The following is an 18,912-nucleotide window of genomic DNA, read 5'->3' on the forward strand; positions in this document are numbered from 1 at the left end:
CGCAAGGCCGTCTGAATCGTCGGTTACGGCGACATGACGTGCAGGACATCGTGGGGCGACCCGGAGGTTCACCTTTTCGGGTCGCCCCACGTGCGTACGTCCTGCCCCCTGTTCAGGGCGTACGGGGGTGATGGTCGGGGGGAGGCGCGCTGTGCGTCAGGGGGTGCGGCGCTTGAGGAGCCAGAAAGCGGCGGCGGTGAGGGCCGCGGTGAGGGCGAGGACGACGCCGGTCTCGATGAGCTGGAGGGGCCAGAAGTGGCTGGCCGGGTGGTCCTCGATGCCGCCCGCGGACCACCAGCCGCGCAGGCTCATGGAGGTGCTGTCGGTCGGCCAGAGCTGGTCGCGGACGCGGGTGCCGCCGTCGAAGACGGCGAGCATGGCCACCAGGGAGAGGCCCATCGCGGGCAGGGTGCGGCGTACCGCCACTCCGGTGAGTGCCCCGACCGCCAGGGCGCACAGCAGGTACGCGACGGCGACGGGGCCGCGGTCCAGGTAGATGTCCGGGTAGGCCCAGCTGTTGCGCAGGGCGGGGTCCGCGTCCTGCCACATCCACCGGTAGGCCAGGACGAGAACGGTGCCGCCCGCGGTCAGGGCCACGGCCGGCACAAGGAGCTTCCCGGCCAGCCAGCGGGCGGGCGAGACCGACTGGGTCCAGACGACGGTCGCCGTGCCGTTCTCGATCTCGCGGGCGATGAGCACGCCGCCCGCATACACGGCGACCGCGAAGCCCAGCCAGGCGATCACGGTGGCGAGCGTGCTCGCGTAGCCGGGCCAGTCGAAGAGCACGGCGGGCTCCGGGGCTCGGCAGTCCCGCAGGCCGGGGCGCGGCGGGGTGGCGCAGCCGGTGTTGAGGCGCTCCGCGTCGATGCCGAGCGAACGGAGATAGACGGTCACGGCGACCATGACGGCCAGGAACAGCCCCCAGAGCGCCAGCGCCGACCGGTGCAGCCGCAGCACCGCCCACGTCAGCCCCCGCGGGGCGAAGGTCATGGTGCTCATGCGGTGGTCTCCTCGGGGGCGGACGAAGCAGGTGCGGGCAACGCGGGCGCGGACGACCCCGTCGTGCGCAGGTGGGCCAGGACGATCTCCTGAAGCGAGGGCTCCATCGCCTCCCAGCCCGGGGGCAGCGCATCACCCCTACGGACGAGCGCCGTCGCACCCCGTCCCGCCGGACGCTGCTCGACCACCCGGTGGCCGGACAAGGACCCCGATCCCGTGAGCAGCACGTGCGACGAGACCAGTTCGTCGACCGGCCCCGCGAGGCGGACGCGGCCGTCGCCGAGGAGGACCAACTGGTCGCAGGTGCTCTCCAGTTCGGGCAGCACGTGCGAGGACATCACGATCGTGGTGCCCTCCTCGGCGGCCGAGGCCATCAGCGCCCCCATCAACTGGCCGCGCGCCACCGGATCCAGATCCGCCATCGGCTCGTCGAGCAGCATCAGGCGGGCCCGTTTGCCGAAGGCCAACGCCAGCGCCACGCGCGTGCGCTGGCCGCCGGAGAGCGAGTGGATGCGGGCCTTCGGATGCAGCCCGCCCTGCTCGTACGCGATCGACTCGGCGGCCGCGGCCGACCAACGGCCCGAGGACCGGTTGAGCTCCGCACCGAGCCGCAGCACCGCCGCGACCGTGAGCTGGGACGGCAGCGGCTTGGCCTGGGCGACGTACGCCACGTCCGCGCGCGCACCCGGAGGCACCGAGCCGAGCACCTTCAGGACACCGGACGTGGGCCGCAGCAACCCCGCCGCAAGGGCGAGCAGCGTCGACTTGCCCGCCCCGTTCGGGCCGACCAGACCGCAGACGCTGCCGGTCGGCACCGTAAGACCGCAGTCGACGAGCACCGGGGCCCGCCTGCGTCCGTAGCGCATCGTGAGGCCTTCGGCCTCGACTGCCCATTCCTGCGCGCTCATTGCGCATCTCCCTCGCGCCCCTGCGGAAAGTGTTCCTCGAGTACGGCGGTGACCAGGGCCAGTGCGTCCTCGCGTTCCAGGCCTTCGGCCCGGGCGCGCGCGGCCCATTCGGCGAGGTCGCCCCGCAGTCCGTTGTGGTCCGCGCGCCCCAGCGCCCGGCGTACGAAGGTGCCCAGGCCGCGGCGGGCCTCGACCAGGCCCTCGCGTTCCAGCTCGCGGTACGCCTTGAGCACCGTGTTGGGGTTGATCGCGGTCGCCGCCACCACCTCGCGGGCGGTGGGGAGTTGATCGCCGACGTCGAGCAGGCCGAGGCGCAGTGCCTGCTTAGTCTGCTGGACGATCTGGACGTAGGTGGCCACTCCGCTGCGCCGGTCGATCCGGTACGCGAACACGCGCTCAACCCTCTTTCACTAATTGAGTAGTGGAAGGGTGATGCAGGGAAGGGGCCGCGTCAAGAGACGCGACCCCTGGGGCAGTTGGGCGAGGCCCGCTATGACTCGGTGCGGTACATCAAGTCCGTCTCGTACGTCGAGAAGCCGAGCCGCTCGTACACGGAGACCGCCGCCTTGTTGTCCGCGTCCACGTACAGCATCGCGGTGGGCAGGCCCGCGGCCGCGAGGTGGCGCAGGCCGACGGCGGTGAGGGCCTTGCCGAGGCCGCCGCCCTGGGCGCCGGGGCGCACGCCGACCACGTACACCTCGCCCAGCTGCTCCTCGGCGTGCACCTTCGTCCAGTGGAAGCCGATCAGTTCCCCGTCGCGGAACGCGAGGAAGAAGCCGGCCGGGTCGAACCACGGCTCGGCCTTGCGGTCGTCGAGGTCGCGCCGGGTGAGGGAGCCCTGCTCGGGGTGGTGCGCGAAGGCCTCGGAGTTGACCTGCAGCCAGGCCGCGTCGTCCTGTCCCGGCACGAAGGTGCGCACCGTGACGCCCTCGGGGAACACCGGCTCGGCGATGGCCGACGGGTCCAACGGGCGGCGCATCTGGCGTAGTTCACGGAACAGGGACATGCCCAGGATCTGGGCCAGATGACGGGCCGCGGAGTGCCCGCCGTGCGCCCACACCCGCAGCCGCTTGCCGGTCGCGCCGAGCAGCGCCTGGCCGAGCGCGCGGCCGTGGCCGTGGCCGCGGTGGGCGGGATGCACGACCAGTTCACCGGCGGGGGCCTCGACGGGGTCGGTGTCCTCGAGCTGGGCGTAGCCGAGGAGCACCCCGTTCACCGTGAGCAGCAGATGGCGTACGCCTTCGCGGGGTCCGCCGCGCAACTGGAGCCTGCCCTGCTCGGACACGGCCTGCTGGCCGTCGGTCCGCGCGGCCTCCGCGAGCAGCCGCGTGACGGCGTCGATCTGCTCGGGGGTCAGCGCGTCCAGGGTTTCGAGGGTGCGGGCGGGCGGGGTGGCTGCGTCAGTCATGGCTTGAGAGTACGGCGGGGTGTGGGGGCGCAGCCCCCACGGGCACGCTGGATCAGGGCGCCGCGACGGCTGGGCACCCACCGGATGAGGGCGGGGGTATGGGGGCGGCAGCCCTCATCAGCGGGCCTCCAGCTCCGCACGCCAAACAGGGCTGTCCACGTAGTGGTTGTCGTAGAGCTCGGAGGAGTCCTTGATCTCCTGCGGGCTCGCCTCGCCGCGCAGCACACGGCCGAGCAGCCGCAGGTAGTCGAAGCGCGGCATCCCCGGCGTGAACAGGAACAGCACATCGGCCTCGCTGCCCGTCGCGGCCGCGAACGCGTGCGGGGTGTGCGGCGGTACGTGCAGGAAGTCGCCGGCCTCAAGGACCTCGATCTTGTCGTCGAGCAGCACCCGGAGCCGGCCGCTGATGACGAAGAACAACTCCGAGGCCCGCGTGTGGAAGTGGGCCGGTGCGCCGACCGCACCTTCGGTGAACACGGAGCGGTAGGTGGTGAGCGGGCTGCCGTCGGTGCCGAAGTCGGCGAGCAGCGTCATCACGGCGCTCGGGTCGCTGGTGGTCTCGGCGGTGGCGGCGCGGGTGAGCAGGGGCTGCGCGGTCCGGGGCTGCGCGGTCTCGGGCTGCACAGTCTGCGTGTTCTGCGTGGTCTCTGTGTTCATGATGATCAGCTTAGGACCCGGAAAGACCTCGCGGAGGGTGCATTTCCAGGGCGGCATATGAGGTCAATTCTCCGCGCTCCCGAGCCGCGGCCACCTCGCAGAAACCCACCCGTAACCACTGACCCTCTGTTGCGCTACGCGCGTTGACTCTAGGCTGCGGCCCACGATTCACCAGAGGGGAACACATGTCAGTGACACCACAACGGCACCGCCGTGCGCGCGGCCGGCTGCTGATCGCCGGCGTGACGGCGCTCGCCGCCGCAGCGTCCGTAGCGGCAGCCCTGCCTGCGGGGGCGCAGGACGACAGCCGGAGCCAGGGGCACGGACAGGGCCGCACCGTCGATGTGCAGCTGCTGTCGTTCAACGACTTCCACGGCAACATCGAGCCCCCGACGGGCTCTTCGGGCCGGGTCACGCATCAGCACGAGGACGGCACCACCACCGCGATCGACGCGGGCGGTGTCGAGTACCTCGCCACGCATCTGCGCGAGGCCCGCAAGGGCAACAAGTACAGCGTCACCGCCGCGGCCGGCGACATGATCGGCGGCTCCCCGATGCTGTCGGGCCTGTTCCACGACGAGCCCACCGTCGAGGCCCTGAACAAGCTCGACCTCGATGTCACCAGCGTCGGCAACCACGAGTTCGACGAGGGCCGCGCCGAGCTCACCCGTATGCAGAACGGCGGCTGCCACCCCAAGGAGGGCTGCTACGAGGAGGGCAAGGAGTTCGGGGGCTCCGACTTCCCCTTCCTCGCCGCCAATGTGACGGACGAGAAGACCGGCAAGCCGATCCTCAAGCCGTACACCGTCTGGAAGAAGGACGGCGTCAAGATCGGCTTCATCGGTGTGACCCTGGAGGGCACTCCGGACGTCGTGACCGCCGAGGGCGTCAAGGGTCTCAAGTTCCACGACGAGATCGAGACGATCAACAAGTACGCCAAGGAGCTCGACCGCAAGGGCGTTAAGTCCATCGTGGCCCTGATCCACGAGGGCGGAGAGCCCGCGTCGCCCGCGTACAACTACAACTGCGACAGCCCGGGTGCCGGCGACGGCATCTCGGGTCCGATCACGGACATCGCCAAGGGTGTCACGTCCAAGGTCGACGCGATGGTCACCGGCCACACCCACGAGGCGTACGTCTGCACCATCCCGGACCCCTCGGGCAAGCCGCGCATGGTCACCTCGGCCTCGTCGTTCGGCAAGGTCTACACCGACACCACGCTGACGTACGACCGTGCGACCCGCGACATCGTGCGCACCAGCGTCGCGTCCGCGAACCACGTCGTCAGCCGTGACGTGGCCAAGGCCGCGGACATGACCAGCCTCATCGAGCGCTGGGGCAAGCTGGCCGCGCCGGTCGCCAACCGTCCGGTGGGCTTCATCTCCGCCGACATCCCCGGCCGTGGCGCCAAGACCCTGGAGCAGCCGCTCGGCAGCCTCATCGCCGACGCGCAGCTCGCGTACGCCAAGACGCTCGACCCCGAAACCGACTTGGCGCTGATGAACTCGGGCGGCATCCGCTCCGACCTCACCTTCAAGGCGAGCGGCAGCGAGGGCGACGGTGTGGTGACGTACGGCGAGGCCTTCACGGTCCAGCCGTTCGGCAACACGGTCAATCTGGCCGACCTCAAGGGCTCGCAGCTGATCACCGCGCTGCAGCAGCAGGTCAGCGGGACGAACGAGGCCTCGCCGCGGATCCTGCAGATCTCCGAGAACCTGACCTACACGCTGGACATGACCAAGACGGGCGCCGCCCGGGTGGTCGTGGACTCCATCAAGCTGAACGGTCAGCCGATCGACCCGGCCGCCACCTACCGCGTCGCGATGAACCAGTTCCTCGCGGGCGGCGGCGACGGCTACACGGAGCTCGGCAAGGGCGCCAACGTGCTGGTCGGCGGTGACGACCTGAAGGCCTTCGAGGACTACCTCACGGCCAACTCCTCGGCCGCCGACCCGATCGAGCCGCCTGCGCTCGGCCGGATCAACCTCGTGAAGTAGTTCGTGATCCGGTTCGTGAACCAGCTCACTTTTGTGGTGAGTTAGGTCACGAAAGGGTTGCGGTGGGGGGACGTGCGCGTGATCGGATGAACCGATGCGTACGTCCCCCCACACTCTTTCCACGCATCAGACGCCCCACGTTTGCCGCAATCCGTACGACGAACTGGCCGATCTCTCCGGCCCGCCGGACCAGTTCCTGCCGAGCGAACCCGCCGAGGACGACGACCCCTGGGAGCCGCCCCAGCACCGGCGCGGCGGACGGCGGCGCAGGCGCAACCGTTTCGCCGGGCTCCCGTTGGTCGCGAAGGCGCTCCTCCTGCTCGTGGTCGCGGCCGCCTTCCTCGCGCTCGGCGACCGCTGGGCCCTCTTCTACGCCGAGCACAAGACCGCCGAGAAGCTGAAGGACTCCCTGCATCTGGCCGCCGCGCCCGAGGTCGAGATCGAAGGCTTCCCCTTCGTCACCCAGGCGCTCGACGGGCGGATCGACGAGGCGCAGGTGACGGTGCCCGATGTGGCAGCCGACCGCGTCTCGCTCGCGAAGATCTCCGCCACGGCCTCGGACATACGGATCGACGGCGGCCCGCTCTCGGTGAAGGGCGCCTCCGTGGGCGAGATGAACGGCGAGGTGCTGCTCTCGTTCGAGGACCTCAACCGTGAACTGGGCGCCTCGCAGGTCACGTTCACCGCACAGGGCCGCGACCGGGTGCTCGCACGGGGCACGCTGCCGGTGGCCGGCCACGATCTGAAGCTGTCGGCCGACGCGCAGATCAAGCGCTCGGGCGCTCACGGCATCTCCACCCGGATCGGCCGGATGCGCCTGGACATCGGCGACCTGGCCACCTACCGGCCGGGCACCAAGCCCTCGCAGGGCCTGCATCTGAGCCGCAAGTCCGCCGACTCGGTCCGTTCCTCGCAGCAGAAGCTCAAGTCGCTCTTCGCCGTGCCCGAACTCGTCCGGCGGCTCGGCATCCCACAGGCGGAGGTGAACCGGGCGCTGCGCGACGAAGCCGCCCTGTCGGACCTGACCGGCTCCCCGCGGTTCGTGCGCGACCTCATGGGCCTCAACCTGATCGACGTGGCGATGGACCATCCGGCTCTGCTGAAGCAGCTCGGCCTGGACCCGGCCCTGCTCGACGGCCTCTCCCGGCTCACCCGGCCCGCCCTCGCGGACCGGCTCTCGCTCGGGTTCCGGCTCCCCGAACTGCCCGATGGATCCGGCGAGTTGTATCTGAAGGACGTCCGCGTCGAGCGGGACGGGATACGGGTGGAGCTCGGCGGCAGCGGGGTCTCGGTCGGGGGGTGAGGCCGCACGGCGTGTGACCCCGCCGGTCACAGCGTGTCGAGGAACTCCCGTACGGCCCGGTGGAATCCCTCCGGGTCCTGCGCCTGTACGAAGTGATCCGTGTCGAGCCGTACCAGCGTCGTGCCCGGACGGCGCTCGGCCATCTCCCGGGCCGTCTCGCCGGGCAGGGCCTGGCTCTTGCGGCCGTTGATCAGGAGCGCGGGCATCGAGCTGCCGGTCCAGGCGGCCCAGTGGTCGCCGTGCACGGCGTTCTCCGAGTCGACGGTGTCCTGCGGATGGAAGGGCAACCGCCAGGATCCGTCGGGGAGTTGGCGCAGGCCGCGGGCGACCATCGGGCCGATGGGGCCCGCGCCCTCGATCAGCTCCTCGCGGGTCGGTGCCGTATAGGGGAAGGAGAGCACGAACGAGAGCGGGCTCGGCCCTTCCGGCATCAGGACCGGGCCGTCCACGTCGACCATGGCCGCGACCAGATCGGGCCGCCGGGCCGCCAGATACATGGAGTTGATCCCGCCGAGGGAGTGCCCGAGCGCCACGACCGGGCCGAGCGCGAGGTGTTCGAGGAGGGCGATCAGATCGTCCACGTATCCCTCGCGGCTGTAGTCCGCGGTCCGGTCCGAGTCTCCGTGCCCGCGCTGGTCGGGGGCGATCACCCGCCAATCGGGGCCGAGTTGCTCGGCGAGCCGGGTGAACGAAGCGCCCTCGGCGAGGTGCCCGTGCAATGCGAGCAGGGGCCGGCCGGTGCCGCCGGAGTCCAGGTAGGAGAGCCGGCGTCCGGCCAGGTCGAGCGTGTGGCGGGTGAATGTGGCGGCAGCGGTCATGGCGTGCCCCTTCGGTAGTGCCCCGGTGGGTCACCGGTGCGATACGGAGGACTATACGCATGTCTTATACGTACGTACAAGACGCGCGTATTAACAACCTCGCGACCACAGCAACGCACCAACCACCGCCATAGGCAAGACACTTGGCTGTCTATCTCCCGCCCGCCGCATCCGCTTCCCTGGTCCCATGAGCATCGACCGACGGAGTGTTCTCAGGGGCGCGGCGGCTGCTTCCGCCGCGGGACTTCTCTCGTACGCAGGGGTGGCGCCGGCCCGCGCCCGCACCGCGGCCACGGCCGACTGGATGGCAGGACAGGCCGACACCACCCCGCTGACCAGGCTCACCATCCCCGGCACCCATGACTCGGGCGCCCGCCACGGCGGGCTCTGGGTGGAGTGCCAGAACTGGACGTTCGCCCAGCAACTGGCCGCCGGCGTCCGCTTCCTGGACATCCGCTGCCGGGTCACCGGCGGCTCGTACGCGATCCATCACGGCGCGTTCTTCCAGAACCTGATGTTCGGCGACGTCCTCGCCGCCTGCCGCGAGTTCCTCGCCGCGCATCCCTCCGAGACGGTCCTGATGCGGGTCAAGCAGGAGTACTCGCAGGTGGGCGACGCCGAGTTCCGCGCGGTGTTCGACGACTATCTGGACAACCGTGGCTGGCGCCCGCTCTTCCACATCGGCGGCAGCTGGCCCTCGCTCGGCACGGCCCGCGGCAAGGTCGTCCTGATGGCCGACAACGGCGGGCTGCCCGGCGGCATCCGCTGGGGCGACTCGTCCCTTTTCGCGATCCAGGACGACTACAACGCCGAGCCGTTCGCCAAGTGGCCCAGGATCCGCGACCACTTCCGGCGGGCCGCGTCCTCGCCGGGCCCGCAGTACATCAACTTCGTCAGTACGGCGGCGGGTCTGCCGCCCGACTGGAACGCGGACCGGCTCAACCCGCAGACCCGGGACTTCCTCAACTCCTCGGAGGCGGCGGGCTGGACGGGCCTCGGCATCGTGCCGATGGACTTTCCGGAGGCGGTGAGCGGACTGCTCGCGGCGGTGCTCGCGCACAATCCGTAGCCGGCAGCGGAGATCGGCCTGTCCGCTGCTGCCGGGCAGGCCCTACCGGCTGTCCGGCGGCGGCGTCGGCGCCCCCGGGAGCTTCACCACCGCGACCGTGCCGCCGCCCTCCGCGGCCCGCAGCGCGACCTCGCCGCCGCAGTGCTGCACCGTACGGGCCACGATCGACAGACCGAGGCCCGAGCCGGGCAGCTGGCGTGCGGTGGGGGAGCGCCAGAAACGGTCGAAGACATACGGGAGTTCCTCGGCCGGGATGCCCGGGCCGTGGTCGCGGACGGTGAGCGTGCCGCGGTCGAGGGCGACCTCGACGGTGCCGTTCGGCGGGCTGAACTTGACCGCGTTGTCGAGGACGTTGACCAGGGCGCGCTCCAGGGCGGCCGCGTCGGCCCGTACGTACCAGGGTGCCAGCTCGGCGTCGATCGTGAGCTCGGGCCCGCGCAGCCGGGCACGGTCCACAGCCGTCTGCGCGATCTTGTGGAAGCCGACGACCTCGACCTTGGCCGCCTGGTTCGTGTCGGGCCTGGCCAGCTCCTGCAAGTCCCCGATCAGGGAGGCCAGTTCGGTCATCTGCGCCTTGACGCTCGCGAGCAGGGCCTTGCGGTCGTCGGGCGGGATGGCCCGCCCGGTCTCCTCGCTGCGGGCGAGGAGTTCGATGTTCGTCCGCAGGCTCGTGAGCGGGGTCCGCAGCTCGTGCCCGGCGTCGGCGATGAGCTGGGCCTGGCGCTCCTGTGAGCTCTCCAGGGCGGCGGTCATGGCGTTGAACGACCGCGAGAGCCTGGCGATCTCGTCGTCGCCGTCGGCGGGGATGCGGACAGTGAGGTCCTCTGTGCGGGCCACGTGTTCGACGGTGTCGGCCAGGTCGTCGACGGGCTTGAGCCCGGTTCTGGCCACGACGAGGCCTGCGGCCCCGGCGCCGACCACGCCCAGGCCGAACACGGCGAGGAGCACCATGGCCAAGGTGTTGAGGGGCTCGGTGACGTCGCTGAGCGGTTTGGCCACCGTGACCGCAACGGGCTGGTCGTTGTAGAGGAAGCGCGTGGGCTCGGTGTAGACCCGCATCTTCGTGCCGTCGGTCGCGGTGCCGTCGTACATGACGGGCTTGCCGTCCTCGAAGACGCCCAGGTCCTTGCCGGTCACCGGGAGGGATTTCGTGCCGTCCACCCAGCAGTGGCTGCCGTCGGGGAAGGACAGCTGCACCGAGGCGTTGAGGTTGCTGACGAACGGCCGCACGTCACCGTCCGGTGTCTGGGGCGCCTCCTGTCGGCAGACGCGCAGGTCCACGATCTGCTGGGAGACGTTCATCGACCGGAGCGTGTCGTCCATCTGATTGCGCAGCTGATCGCGCGTCAGCCACCAGCACGCCGCCGCGACCGCGGCCACGGCGACCGCCACCGCGGTGGCCACAAGCAGCCCGAGACGCGAGCGCAGCGGCAGCGCACGGAACCTACGGATCACTCGGAGCCGCCCGTCCGCAGCGCATAGCCCACACCCCGCACCGTATGAACAAGCCGAGGCTCCCCGCCCGCCTCCGTCTTGCGGCGCAGATACATCACGTACACATCAAGGGAGTTGGACGAGGGCTCGAAGTCGAAGCCCCACACCGACTTGAGGATCTGCTCCCGCGTGAGCACCTGCCGCGGATGGGCCAGGAACATCTCCAGCAAGGTGAACTCGGTCCGTGTGAGCTCCACGGGCCGCGACCCCCGTACGACCTCCCGCGTCGCGAGGTTCATCCGCAGGTCGGCGAACGACAGGACATCGTCGTCGACCTGGTCCGCGGCCACCGTCACCGCGTACGAGCTGCGCCGCAGCAACGCCCGGATACGGGCGAAGAGTTCGTCGAGCTCGAAGGGCTTGACGAGGTAGTCGTCCGCACCCGCGTCCAGACCCGTGACCCGGTCACCCACCGTGTCCCGGGCCGTGAGCATCAGGATCGGCGTCGTCGAGCCCGCCGCCCGCAGCCGCCGCGCGGCCGTGAGGCCGTCCATCCGGGGCATCTGGATGTCGAGGACCACGAGCTCGGGGGAGAAGGCGGCGGCCTTCTCCAGGGCCTCGACGCCGTCCGCCGCCACCTCCGTGGCATACCCCTCGAACGCGAGGCTGCGCTGCAGCGCCTCGCGCACGGCGGGCTCGTCGTCGACGATCAGGATGCGCTGGGCTTCGCCTTCGGCGGGACTCATCGGTGGTCGGTTCCTCGTGTCTTCTCAGGATTGGGCCGCTCTCAGCTCTCAGCCTCGCACGGTCAGGTCGTCGAACCGGCGCGCAGCTTCGCGAGGTCGGCCTTGACGTCGTTGATCGGGATGGCGAAGCCGAGGCCGACACTGCCGGCGTTCGAGCCCGAGGAGGCGGAGGTCGGGGAGTACATCGCCGAGTTGATGCCGATGATCTCGCCGTTCATGTCGATCAGGGCGCCACCGGAGTTGCCCGGGTTGAGCGAGGCATCGGTCTGCAGCGCCTTGTACGTGGTGGTGGACGAGCCGGTGTCGCCGTTGAACTGCTGCCCGCCGAACTCGAACGGCCACTGCCCGCCGCCCTGCTGCCCCGGCGCCTGCTGCTCCTCGGTGGAGACGGTGACATCGCGGTCGAGCGCCGAGATGATGCCGCTGGTCACGGTGCCGGTCAGGCCCTCGGGGGAGCCGATCGCGACGACTTCGTCGCCCACGCCGACCTTGTCGGAGTCGCCGAGCGTGGCGGCCTTCAGGCCGGAGGCGTCCTCCAGCTTGATGAGCGCGAGGTCCTTCTTGCTGTCGGTGCCGACGACCTTGGCCGAGTACTTCTTGCCGTCGTTCGTCTGCACCTGGATCTCGCTCGCTCCGGCGATCACGTGGTTGTTGGTGATGATCTCGCCGCCGGAGGTGATGATCACGCCCGAGCCCGTGGACGTACCGCTGCCGGTATTCGCCTTGATCTCCACGATGGAGTCGCTGACCGCGTTGGCCACACCGGCGACGGTGCCCTTGCTGCCGGCGGAGGCGTTGGTGCCGTTGATGCCGGTCGGGGTGGAGCCGTTCGTGCCGAAGAGTTCCTGGGCGGCGTACGCGGTGCCGCCGCCGACGGCCGCGGCGACCAGGGCGACCGCGGCGAGCACCGCTATCGGACCGCGGGCGCGCTTGCGGTGCGCGGGCGCCGGGTGCGCGGCGGGCTCGTGGCCGAAGGCCGCCCAGCCGTTCGGCTGTCCGTCGCCGCCGTCACCGCTGCCGCCGGCCGCCGGCTCCGAAGCGGGCCAGACGGTGGTGCCGGGGGCGACGCTGACCGGTGCCGCGGGGGCGTGCGGCGGGGGCGGCGGATACGAGCCGTACGCCGGGGGCGTCGTGCCGTACGCCGTGTCGTAGGAGGGCTGCTGCTCGGGGTGGTTGCCGCTCTGGCGGTAGCTCTCGGTCATGTCTCAGAGCTTTGCCGCGGATCATGAGAGCTTCCTGAGCGCGTGCTGAGAAGCCCGGCAGAACCGTGTATGTCCGATGTAAAGGCGGCCCGGCTACGCGGACCCGTTCAGGAACCGCAGCCGCACGAACGCCGCACGACGAGCCGCGCGGGGAACTGCCGCAGCCGCTCACGGCGCGAGCCGGCGACGCGCAGCGCATCGTCGAGGACGAGGTCCACGGCCGCCCGGGCCATCGCGGGCCGGTCCGAGGCCACCGTGGTCAGCGGCGGATCCGTCAGGGCCGCTTCCTTGACGTCGTCGAAGCCGGCCACCGCCAGCTCGCCCGGCACGTCGATCCGCAGCTCGCGCGCCGCGCGCAGCACACCGATCGCCTGGTCGTCCGTGGCGCACACCAGGGCCGGCGGACGGTCGGGGCCCGCGAGCAGCGAGAGCGCGACCTGGTAGGCGTCATAGCGGTTGTACGGGGCCTCGAAGAGCCGGCCCTCCGTGGAGAGGCCCGCCTCCTTCATCGCCAGGCGCCAGCCCTCGACGTGGTCGGTGACGGGGTCGCCGACGACCGGCGTCCCTTCCGTACCGCCCAGACAGGCCACGTACGGATGACCGTGATCGAGCAGATGACGCGTGGCGAGCTGCGCTCCGCCGACGTCGTCCGTCACGACCGCGACGTCGTCGATCGCGTCGGGCCTGCGGTGCAGCAGCACCACCCGGGCGTCCCAGGCGTCGATCTCGGTCGCCGCGTGCTCGCTCGGGCCCTGGCTGACCAGGATCAGACCGGAGACCCGCATCCCGAGGAAGGCCCGCAGATAGTGCACCTCGCGCTCGTCGAGGTAGTCGGAGTTGCCGACCAGGACCATTTTTCCGCGCTCGGCGGCGGCCTGTTCGACGGCGTGCGCCATCTCCGCGAAGAACGGCTGGCGCGCGTCCGGCACGATCATGCCTATGAGATCCGTGCGGCGGGACGCCATCGCCTGTGCCACCCGGTCCGGGCGGTAACCCAGCTCCTTGATGGCGGCGAGTACCCGCTCGCGCGTGGCCGGGGCGACCGGCCGGGGTCCGTTGTTGATGACATAGCTCACGACGGCGGTGGAAGTCCCCGCCAGTCGCGCCACATCGTCCCGCGTCACCTTGGCCACGCGCGGCAGTCTACGCGGGAAGAGTCACCTCTTGGCAGGTCGTACGTCAGCTTCCGTTCGCTCGTCCTGCGGCGGGAGCACCGGCTCGGAGCCCTTGTCCGAAGGGGCCTTTGCCTTCGCGGCCTCCGCCGCGCGCTCCACCTTCTCCGGCGTAACAAAGCGATAACCGACGTTCCGGACCGTTCCGATCAGCGCCTCGTGCTCCGGTCCGAGCTTCGCCCGCAGCCTTCGTACGTGGACATCGACCGTCCTCGTACCGCCGAAGTAGTCGTAACCCCAGACCTCCTGCAGCAGCTGGGCGCGCGTGAAGACGCGGCCGGGGTGCTGTGCCAGGTACTTCAGGAGCTCGAACTCCTTGAAGGTCAGGTCGAGGACGCGGCCCTTCAGCTTGGCGCTGTAGGTGGCCTCGTCCACCGAGAGATCACCGTTGCGGATCTCCATCGGGGAGTCGTCGCCGGTGAGGTTCTGCCGGCCCATCGCGAGGCGGATGCGTGCCTCGACCTCGGCAGGGCCCGCCGTGTCCAGGAGCACGTCGTCGATGCCCCAGTCCGCGGTGACGGCGGCGAGACCGCCCTCGGTCACCACGAGGATCAGCGGACAGCCGGGTCCGGTGGACCGCAGGAGCTGGCACAGGCTGCGGACCTGCGGCAGATCACGGCGGCCGTCGATCAGGATGACGTCGGCACCAGGGGTGTCGACGAGAGCGGGGCCCTCGGCGGGGGCCACCCGCACGTTGTGGAGCAGCAGTCCGAGGGCGGGCAGCACCTCCGTCGACGGCTGAAGGGCATTGGTCAGGAGCAGCAGAGAACTCATCGCCGCTCACCTGCCTCGGCCACGGTCGTAAGACGGTCGTGCACGGTTCGCTCGCCCATAACGTCTGGTTCCTCCTCGGTCCCTGCGAGGACGTTTACGGCACTGCTGGTGTTGCTGCACTGCGTGTGCGGGACCCGCGCCCTGGGCCCGCTGCGCCCTGTCAGGGCGGCGGGGTGTCCGACTCCGTCCAAGGGGTGGACGGGCCTTAACCCCTAAACCCTGCAGAAAAGCACAAAAGGACCCGGGGGCTACGCTGCCCGGATCCTCCGAGAAGGAGAATAGCCCACATGAGTTCACCCGTGGCAGGTCAAGCAGCGCGATCTTCTGTGCTACCGATCACGCGGGGGAGGCGCCGCACCACGCTGCGTACGGCGGACGGGGTGGCCATCGAGGCGGCGTACGAGCCGTGTGTGAAGGGTCCTTCGGACCTCGCTATCGTCGTGGCGCACGGTTTCACGGGCGATCTGCTCAAGCCCCATGTACGCCGGGCTGCGGGCGTGTTCACGCAGTTCGGAGCCGTGATCACCTTCTCCTTCCGGGGTCACGGGCGCTCCGGCGGACGCTCCACGGTGGGCGACCGCGAGGTGCTCGATCTGGCGGCGGCGGTGGAGTGGGCGCGCTCGCTCGGCTGCACGCGGGTGGTGACCGTCGGCTTCTCGATGGGCGGCTCGGTGGTGCTCCGGCACGGCGCGTTGCACGGGGGGCGCACGGAAGCGCGCCCCGTCGCGGTGGTCTGCGTCAGCGCTCCCGCCCGCTGGTACTACCGGGGTACGCCCTCCATGCGGCGCCTGCACTGGCTGATCACCCGCCGTACGGGCCGCGTGGTCGGCCGCCACGTCCTGGGCACCCGTATCCACCACAAGGACTGGGACCCGGTCCCCTTGTCGCCGGTCGAATCGGTCCCGCTGCTCGCCCCGGCGCCGCTCCTGGTGGTCCACGGCGACCGCGACCCGTACTTCCCGCTGGACCACCCGCGGATGCTGGCTGCGGCGGCGCCCGGGGCCGAGCTCTGGATCGAGCCCGGGATGGGCCACGCGGAACATGCGGCCGGCGATGAGCTGTTGGCCCGGATCGGTGGCTGGGCGGCTTCGGCTTCGGCCTCGGCCTGAGGGGCACTGGGGTGGGTGGCGCAGGCGCACCACCCGAACCCCCACCCACCCGCGGAAGACAGCGCACCCCAGCGGACCGGCATCATGGAGGGCAACCCGAAAGGAGGCCGTATGGCCACCGGCACCATCCGCTACTGGGCCGCAGCGAAGTCCGCCGCCGGCCTCGCAGAGGAGCCCTACGACGCCGAGACGCTGGCGGAAGCGCTGGACGCGGCCCGTGTCCGACACCCCGGCGAACTCGTCCGCGTACTGCAGCGATGCTCGTTCCTCATCGACGGCGACCCCGTGGGTACCCGAGGACATGAGACCGTACGCCTTGCCGAGGGCGGCACGGTCGAGGTGCTCCCGCCGTTCGCAGGAGGGTGACCCGTACACGATGAGCGACCAGCACAGCCGACACGGCGGCGGCCCCGGACCTTACGAGCCGCAGCAGCAGCCGCAGCAGTCCGAGCCCCAGTGGCCCACGGGCGCGGGCGCCCCCGGTTACGACGAGGGGCCGCACACCCAGCGCTGGCAGGGCCAGACCTGGGAGACCCAGTCGCAGCCGCACACCCACGGCGCCGCGGCGGACACCGCGTACCTCCCGCCGCAGAATTACGGCGCGGGCCCCCTGCCGCCGGAGGCCCCCCGGCAGCCGTACGCCGAGGGCCAGCCGTACGCACAGGACCAGCTGTACGCACAGGACCAGCCGTACGCACAGGGCCAGCCGTACGCCCAGGACCAGCCGCAGCCGTACGCGCAGCAACAGCAGCACCAGCAGCCGTACATGCAGCAGCAGCCGCAGCAGCCGCAGCAGTCGTACGCGCAGCAGTCCGTCGACCCGTACGCGGCGCAGTACGCCGAGCCGCAGCCGCAGCCGCAGCCGCAGCCGCAGCACGCGTCCGCCCCCGCCTACCCGTACGAAGAGCGCGCCGCCGACGCGTACGCCTACAGCGCCGCACCGGTGCAGCAGCCCGCGCAGCAGTCCGCTCCGCGGGCCGTGCAGGAGCCCTACACCCCGGCCCCTGCCGAGCCCACCCCCGAGAGCGCACCGGCCTACGGGCCCGCCACGATCGTGGGCAACCAGCGGATCACCGATGCCCAGCGGGCCCGCGCCGAGGGCCGTTCGCCGATCATCGCGCCGGGCATCCAGCCCGCGGGGATCACCGCCGGTATCGGTCTGCTGCTCGCGGGCGGCGCGGCGATCGGCGAGTACGCCCTGCTCGTACCGCTGCTCGTGCTCCAGGCCCTGACGGCGGCCGGCTGGTTCCGTCTGAACGGCATGTGGCCCGCACGCCAGGGCATCGCGCTCGCCTTCGCGGGCGCGCTCACCGCGGACATCGTGCTGCTCGCGGCCGGCCGTGAGCACGCCCCCGCCGCGATCATCGGCACGCTCGGCGTCTGGGTGCTGCTCACGCTGGTGCTGCAGCTGCGCTCGCGCGCGGACGCCGACGACCGGATGCAGGGTCTGATGGCCACCGTCGCCTCGGCGGCGCTCGCGATCACCGCGGCCGGGTTCCTCGGGGCCTCGTCCGACGCCGCGACCGTGGGGGCGCTCGCCGTCGCCGTCGCGGTGGTCGCGCGGGCCCTGCCGCTGCCGTCCGTCGCCTCCGTGGTGGTCGCGCTGCTTGCGGGGGCCGGGGCGGGGATCGCGGCCGGGGGTCTGACGGGGCTGGGGTCGGGCGGTGCGCTGCTCGGGTTCGGTGCCGGGGGCTGTGCGCTCATCGGGCTGCGTGTGGCCAGCTACGACTATCCGTCGCGGTTCGTGCACATGACGGCGGGTGTCGCCCTGCCGCTCGCGGCGGCCGCGCCCGCGGTGTATTTGCTGGGGCGGGTCATCGGCTGAGGCGCGGTGGGGCCGGGGTTCGGAACGTCACAGGTGTTCGACAAGATCCCCAGGCCCCCGCGTCCCCGCCGACCGCCCCGTTACGCTCGCCGGAACGACACAGAGGCGGGGGCAACACCGTGCGCGGACTGCGAATAACTTTGATCATCGCCGTGATCCTGGGCGGACTCTTCGTCGCGGCCGATCGCATCCTCGTGGGTTTCGCCGAGGACGAGGCGGCGGACAAGATACGCATCAGCGAGGGCCTGGCCGAGAAGCCGGACGTGTCCATCAACGGGTTCCCCTTCCTCACCCAGCTCGCCGGCGGCGAACTCGACGACGTGTCGATCGGCATCGACGACTACGAGGCTCCCGCCGAGGACGGCAAGAAGATCCGTATCGCCGAGCTGGACGCCACGATGCGGGGTGTCGCCTTCTCCGACAGCTACAGCTCGGCCACCGCCGACAGCGCCGACGGCACGGCGCGCATCACGTACGACGAACTCCTCAAGGCCGCGAAGGTCGAGGCCGCCGAGGTCGCGCCCGGGATGCAGGCCAAGGTCGTGGGCCTCTCGCCGGGCGGCGGGGGCAAGATCAAGGTCGCCATCGAGATCTCCGTCTTCGGCAGGAAGCTCCCGCCGGTCGGTGTCACCAGCACGGTGACCGTCGAGGACGGCAACACGGTCTACGTACACGCCGACGCCATGCCCAAGGTGGCCGGCGTCTCGGTCGCGGACCGCAAGATGCGGGAGATCACCGACTTCAAGCAGAAGCTCGACGGGCTCCCCGCGGGCATCGACCTCAAGTCCGTGCAGGCCGTGCAGGACGGTGTGGAGATCGCGGTCACCGGCACCCAGGTCAAGCTCGTCGGCTGACCCCGCCGTTCTGCTCGTACGGCAGCGCATTCCGCACCCCGTACCGCCACCGCATCCCGCAGTGCGAGACGCACCCGTCCATCTTCGGGGTGTGACGGGCGCGACACCGGGCCATCGGGCCCGTCACGCAGGGCCTCGGGGGCTCTCCATCTCGGGATCCGGACGATCGCGTATCAAAATACGGACGACCGGTGACACGGCGACCGATACGTCCCTACGATCGGGCCCATGAAGCAACAGGCGGCGGATCTCACGAAGCGGCGGGCAGTGGACCTGTGCCGCGTCGCCGCCATGCTCTGTCGCACCGTCTGAGCGGGCACCTGGCCTTTTACGGCCGCTGATCCCCGCTTCCCCCGGACCTCTTGAGCCGTGACGGCTCGGGGTCACCCCGTGCCCTGCACGCGCGCACCGTTCTGCATGCCCCTGCCGCACCCCTGCCGCAACTGCCCCGGAGGAGACAGCACATGAGCCGCACCGACGTCCTGGTGGACGCCGACTGGGTCGAGGCCAACCTGGACAACCCCCAGGTCGCGATCGTCGAGGTCGACGAGGACACCTCTGCCTACGAGAAGAACCACATCAAGAACGCGATCCGGATCGACTGGACCAAGGACCTCCAGGACCCGGTCCGCCGTGA

20 protein-coding genes are annotated in these 18,912 nt (G+C 70.9%); 9 read left to right on the forward strand and 11 right to left on the reverse strand.

What is annotated here, in order from left to right; genetic code table 11:
- Positions 1 to 156: 156 nt before the first annotated feature.
- The 5 genes from H9Y04_RS42335 to H9Y04_RS42355 form a co-directional block, all read right to left on the reverse strand.
- A complete protein-coding gene (locus H9Y04_RS42335; RefSeq protein WP_187819597.1) occupies positions 157 to 999 on the reverse strand; it encodes an ABC-2 membrane transporter-related protein in 843 nt (280 codons plus the stop codon).
- Positions 996 to 1,907, reverse strand: coding sequence for an ABC transporter ATP-binding protein (locus tag H9Y04_RS42340; protein WP_187819598.1), 912 nt, complete (start codon positions 1,905 to 1,907; stop codon positions 996 to 998). Before H9Y04_RS42340 ends, H9Y04_RS42335 begins: the two co-directional genes overlap by 4 nt.
- Positions 1,904 to 2,299 carry a GntR family transcriptional regulator gene (locus tag H9Y04_RS42345; protein WP_187819599.1) on the reverse strand — a complete coding sequence of 132 codons (396 nt, stop codon included), beginning with the start codon at positions 2,297 to 2,299 and terminating at the stop codon, positions 1,904 to 1,906. The genes H9Y04_RS42340 and H9Y04_RS42345 overlap by 4 nt, the downstream gene beginning before the upstream one ends.
- Positions 2,300 to 2,397: 98 nt before the next feature.
- Positions 2,398 to 3,315 carry a mycothiol synthase gene (gene mshD, locus H9Y04_RS42350; protein WP_187819600.1) on the reverse strand — a complete coding sequence of 306 codons (918 nt, stop codon included), beginning with the start codon at positions 3,313 to 3,315 and terminating at the stop codon, positions 2,398 to 2,400.
- 117 nt (positions 3,316 to 3,432) lie between these two features.
- Positions 3,433 to 3,972 (reverse strand): cupin domain-containing protein, encoded by a 540-nt coding sequence (locus H9Y04_RS42355; RefSeq protein ID WP_187819601.1) that lies wholly within the window; start codon positions 3,970 to 3,972, stop codon positions 3,433 to 3,435.
- Between the two features lie 185 nt (positions 3,973 to 4,157).
- On the opposite strand from H9Y04_RS42355, the gene H9Y04_RS42360 reads away from it, so the two are divergent.
- Positions 4,158 to 5,969: a bifunctional metallophosphatase/5'-nucleotidase gene (locus H9Y04_RS42360; protein ID WP_187819602.1), complete on the forward strand. Its 1,812-nt coding sequence runs from the start codon at positions 4,158 to 4,160 to the stop codon at positions 5,967 to 5,969.
- 94 nt (positions 5,970 to 6,063) lie between these two features.
- A complete protein-coding gene (locus tag H9Y04_RS42365; RefSeq protein WP_187819603.1) occupies positions 6,064 to 7,272 on the forward strand; it encodes an LmeA family phospholipid-binding protein in 1,209 nt (402 codons plus the stop codon).
- 26 nt (positions 7,273 to 7,298) lie between these two features.
- Here H9Y04_RS42365 and H9Y04_RS42370 read toward each other — a convergent pair whose 3' ends face one another.
- Positions 7,299 to 8,090 carry an alpha/beta fold hydrolase gene (locus H9Y04_RS42370; RefSeq protein WP_187819604.1) on the reverse strand — a complete coding sequence of 264 codons (792 nt, stop codon included), beginning with the start codon at positions 8,088 to 8,090 and terminating at the stop codon, positions 7,299 to 7,301.
- A 187-nt stretch (positions 8,091 to 8,277) separates the two neighbouring features.
- Here H9Y04_RS42370 and H9Y04_RS42375 point away from each other — a divergent pair, with 187 nt between their 5' ends.
- Positions 8,278 to 9,159, forward strand: a complete 882-nt coding sequence (locus H9Y04_RS42375; protein ID WP_187819605.1) for a phosphatidylinositol-specific phospholipase C — start codon at positions 8,278 to 8,280, stop codon at positions 9,157 to 9,159.
- A 42-nt stretch (positions 9,160 to 9,201) separates the two neighbouring features.
- On the opposite strand, the gene H9Y04_RS42380 is transcribed toward H9Y04_RS42375, so the two are convergent.
- The 5 genes from H9Y04_RS42380 to H9Y04_RS42400 form a co-directional block, all read right to left on the reverse strand.
- Complete coding sequence (locus tag H9Y04_RS42380; RefSeq protein WP_187819606.1) at positions 9,202 to 10,614, reverse strand: sensor histidine kinase; 1,413 nt, start codon at positions 10,612 to 10,614, stop codon at positions 9,202 to 9,204.
- Positions 10,611 to 11,339, reverse strand: coding sequence for a response regulator transcription factor (locus tag H9Y04_RS42385; RefSeq protein ID WP_187819607.1), 729 nt, complete (start codon positions 11,337 to 11,339; stop codon positions 10,611 to 10,613). The genes H9Y04_RS42380 and H9Y04_RS42385 overlap by 4 nt, the downstream gene beginning before the upstream one ends.
- A gap of 62 nt (positions 11,340 to 11,401) precedes the next feature.
- Positions 11,402 to 12,541 (reverse strand): S1C family serine protease, encoded by a 1,140-nt coding sequence (locus H9Y04_RS42390; protein ID WP_187819608.1) that lies wholly within the window; start codon positions 12,539 to 12,541, stop codon positions 11,402 to 11,404.
- A 107-nt stretch (positions 12,542 to 12,648) separates the two neighbouring features.
- Entirely contained in the window at positions 12,649 to 13,674 is a 1,026-nt protein-coding gene (locus H9Y04_RS42395; RefSeq protein WP_187819609.1) for a LacI family DNA-binding transcriptional regulator, read from the reverse strand.
- Between the two features lie 24 nt (positions 13,675 to 13,698).
- The gene (locus H9Y04_RS42400) at positions 13,699 to 14,487 is read right to left on the reverse strand and encodes a response regulator transcription factor (protein WP_236072121.1); all 789 of its coding nucleotides are present in this window, start codon (positions 14,485 to 14,487) and stop codon (positions 13,699 to 13,701) included.
- Positions 14,488 to 14,774: 287 nt separating this feature from the next.
- On the opposite strand from H9Y04_RS42400, the gene H9Y04_RS42405 reads away from it, so the two are divergent.
- The 6 genes from H9Y04_RS42405 to H9Y04_RS42425 all read left to right on the forward strand — a co-directional run.
- Positions 14,775 to 15,596, forward strand: a complete 822-nt coding sequence (locus H9Y04_RS42405) for an alpha/beta hydrolase (protein ID WP_187819610.1) — start codon at positions 14,775 to 14,777, stop codon at positions 15,594 to 15,596.
- A 111-nt stretch (positions 15,597 to 15,707) separates the two neighbouring features.
- Positions 15,708 to 15,962: a MoaD/ThiS family protein gene (locus H9Y04_RS42410; protein WP_187819611.1), complete on the forward strand. Its 255-nt coding sequence runs from the start codon at positions 15,708 to 15,710 to the stop codon at positions 15,960 to 15,962.
- Positions 15,963 to 15,972: 10 nt separating this feature from the next.
- Positions 15,973 to 17,421, forward strand: a complete 1,449-nt coding sequence (locus tag H9Y04_RS42415) for a hypothetical protein (protein WP_187819612.1) — start codon at positions 15,973 to 15,975, stop codon at positions 17,419 to 17,421.
- A 119-nt stretch (positions 17,422 to 17,540) separates the two neighbouring features.
- Complete coding sequence (locus H9Y04_RS42420) at positions 17,541 to 18,275, forward strand: LmeA family phospholipid-binding protein (RefSeq protein ID WP_187819613.1); 735 nt, start codon at positions 17,541 to 17,543, stop codon at positions 18,273 to 18,275.
- A gap of 228 nt (positions 18,276 to 18,503) precedes the next feature.
- Positions 18,504 to 18,587 carry a putative leader peptide gene (locus H9Y04_RS48495; protein WP_368858445.1) on the forward strand — a complete coding sequence of 28 codons (84 nt, stop codon included), beginning with the start codon at positions 18,504 to 18,506 and terminating at the stop codon, positions 18,585 to 18,587.
- A gap of 152 nt (positions 18,588 to 18,739) precedes the next feature.
- A partial coding sequence (locus H9Y04_RS42425; RefSeq protein ID WP_268980562.1) for a rhodanese-like domain-containing protein occupies positions 18,740 to 18,912 on the forward strand: 173 nt, incomplete at its 3' end.

The organism is Streptomyces polyasparticus (assembly GCF_014493765.1).
GTDB lineage: Bacteria > Actinomycetota > Actinomycetes > Streptomycetales > Streptomycetaceae > Streptomyces > Streptomyces polyasparticus.

Bases quoted from the DNA above. Each gene is read 5' to 3' on its own strand.
- H9Y04_RS42335 (WP_187819597.1), bottom strand. From the start codon at position 999: ATGAGCACCATGACCTTCGCCCCGCGGGGGCTGACGTGGGCGGTGCTG.
- H9Y04_RS42340 (WP_187819598.1), bottom strand. From the start codon at position 1,907: ATGAGCGCGCAGGAATGGGCAGTCGAGGCCGAAGGCCTCACGATGCGC.
- mshD (WP_187819600.1), bottom strand. From the start codon at position 3,315: ATGACTGACGCAGCCACCCCGCCCGCCCGCACCCTCGAAACCCTGGAC.
- H9Y04_RS42355 (WP_187819601.1), bottom strand. From the start codon at position 3,972: ATGAACACAGAGACCACGCAGAACACGCAGACTGTGCAGCCCGAGACC.
- H9Y04_RS42360 (WP_187819602.1), top strand. From the start codon at position 4,158: ATGTCAGTGACACCACAACGGCACCGCCGTGCGCGCGGCCGGCTGCTG.
- H9Y04_RS42365 (WP_187819603.1), top strand. From the start codon at position 6,064: ATGCGTACGTCCCCCCACACTCTTTCCACGCATCAGACGCCCCACGTT.
- H9Y04_RS42370 (WP_187819604.1), bottom strand. From the start codon at position 8,090: ATGACCGCTGCCGCCACATTCACCCGCCACACGCTCGACCTGGCCGGA.
- H9Y04_RS42375 (WP_187819605.1), top strand. From the start codon at position 8,278: ATGAGCATCGACCGACGGAGTGTTCTCAGGGGCGCGGCGGCTGCTTCC.
- H9Y04_RS42385 (WP_187819607.1), bottom strand. From the start codon at position 11,339: ATGAGTCCCGCCGAAGGCGAAGCCCAGCGCATCCTGATCGTCGACGAC.
- H9Y04_RS42390 (WP_187819608.1), bottom strand. From the start codon at position 12,541: ATGACCGAGAGCTACCGCCAGAGCGGCAACCACCCCGAGCAGCAGCCC.
- H9Y04_RS42400 (WP_236072121.1), bottom strand. From the start codon at position 14,487: ATGAGTTCTCTGCTGCTCCTGACCAATGCCCTTCAGCCGTCGACGGAG.
- H9Y04_RS42405 (WP_187819610.1), top strand. From the start codon at position 14,775: ATGAGTTCACCCGTGGCAGGTCAAGCAGCGCGATCTTCTGTGCTACCG.
- H9Y04_RS42410 (WP_187819611.1), top strand. From the start codon at position 15,708: ATGGCCACCGGCACCATCCGCTACTGGGCCGCAGCGAAGTCCGCCGCC.
- H9Y04_RS42415 (WP_187819612.1), top strand. From the start codon at position 15,973: ATGAGCGACCAGCACAGCCGACACGGCGGCGGCCCCGGACCTTACGAG.
- H9Y04_RS48495 (WP_368858445.1), top strand. From the start codon at position 18,504: ATGAAGCAACAGGCGGCGGATCTCACGAAGCGGCGGGCAGTGGACCTG.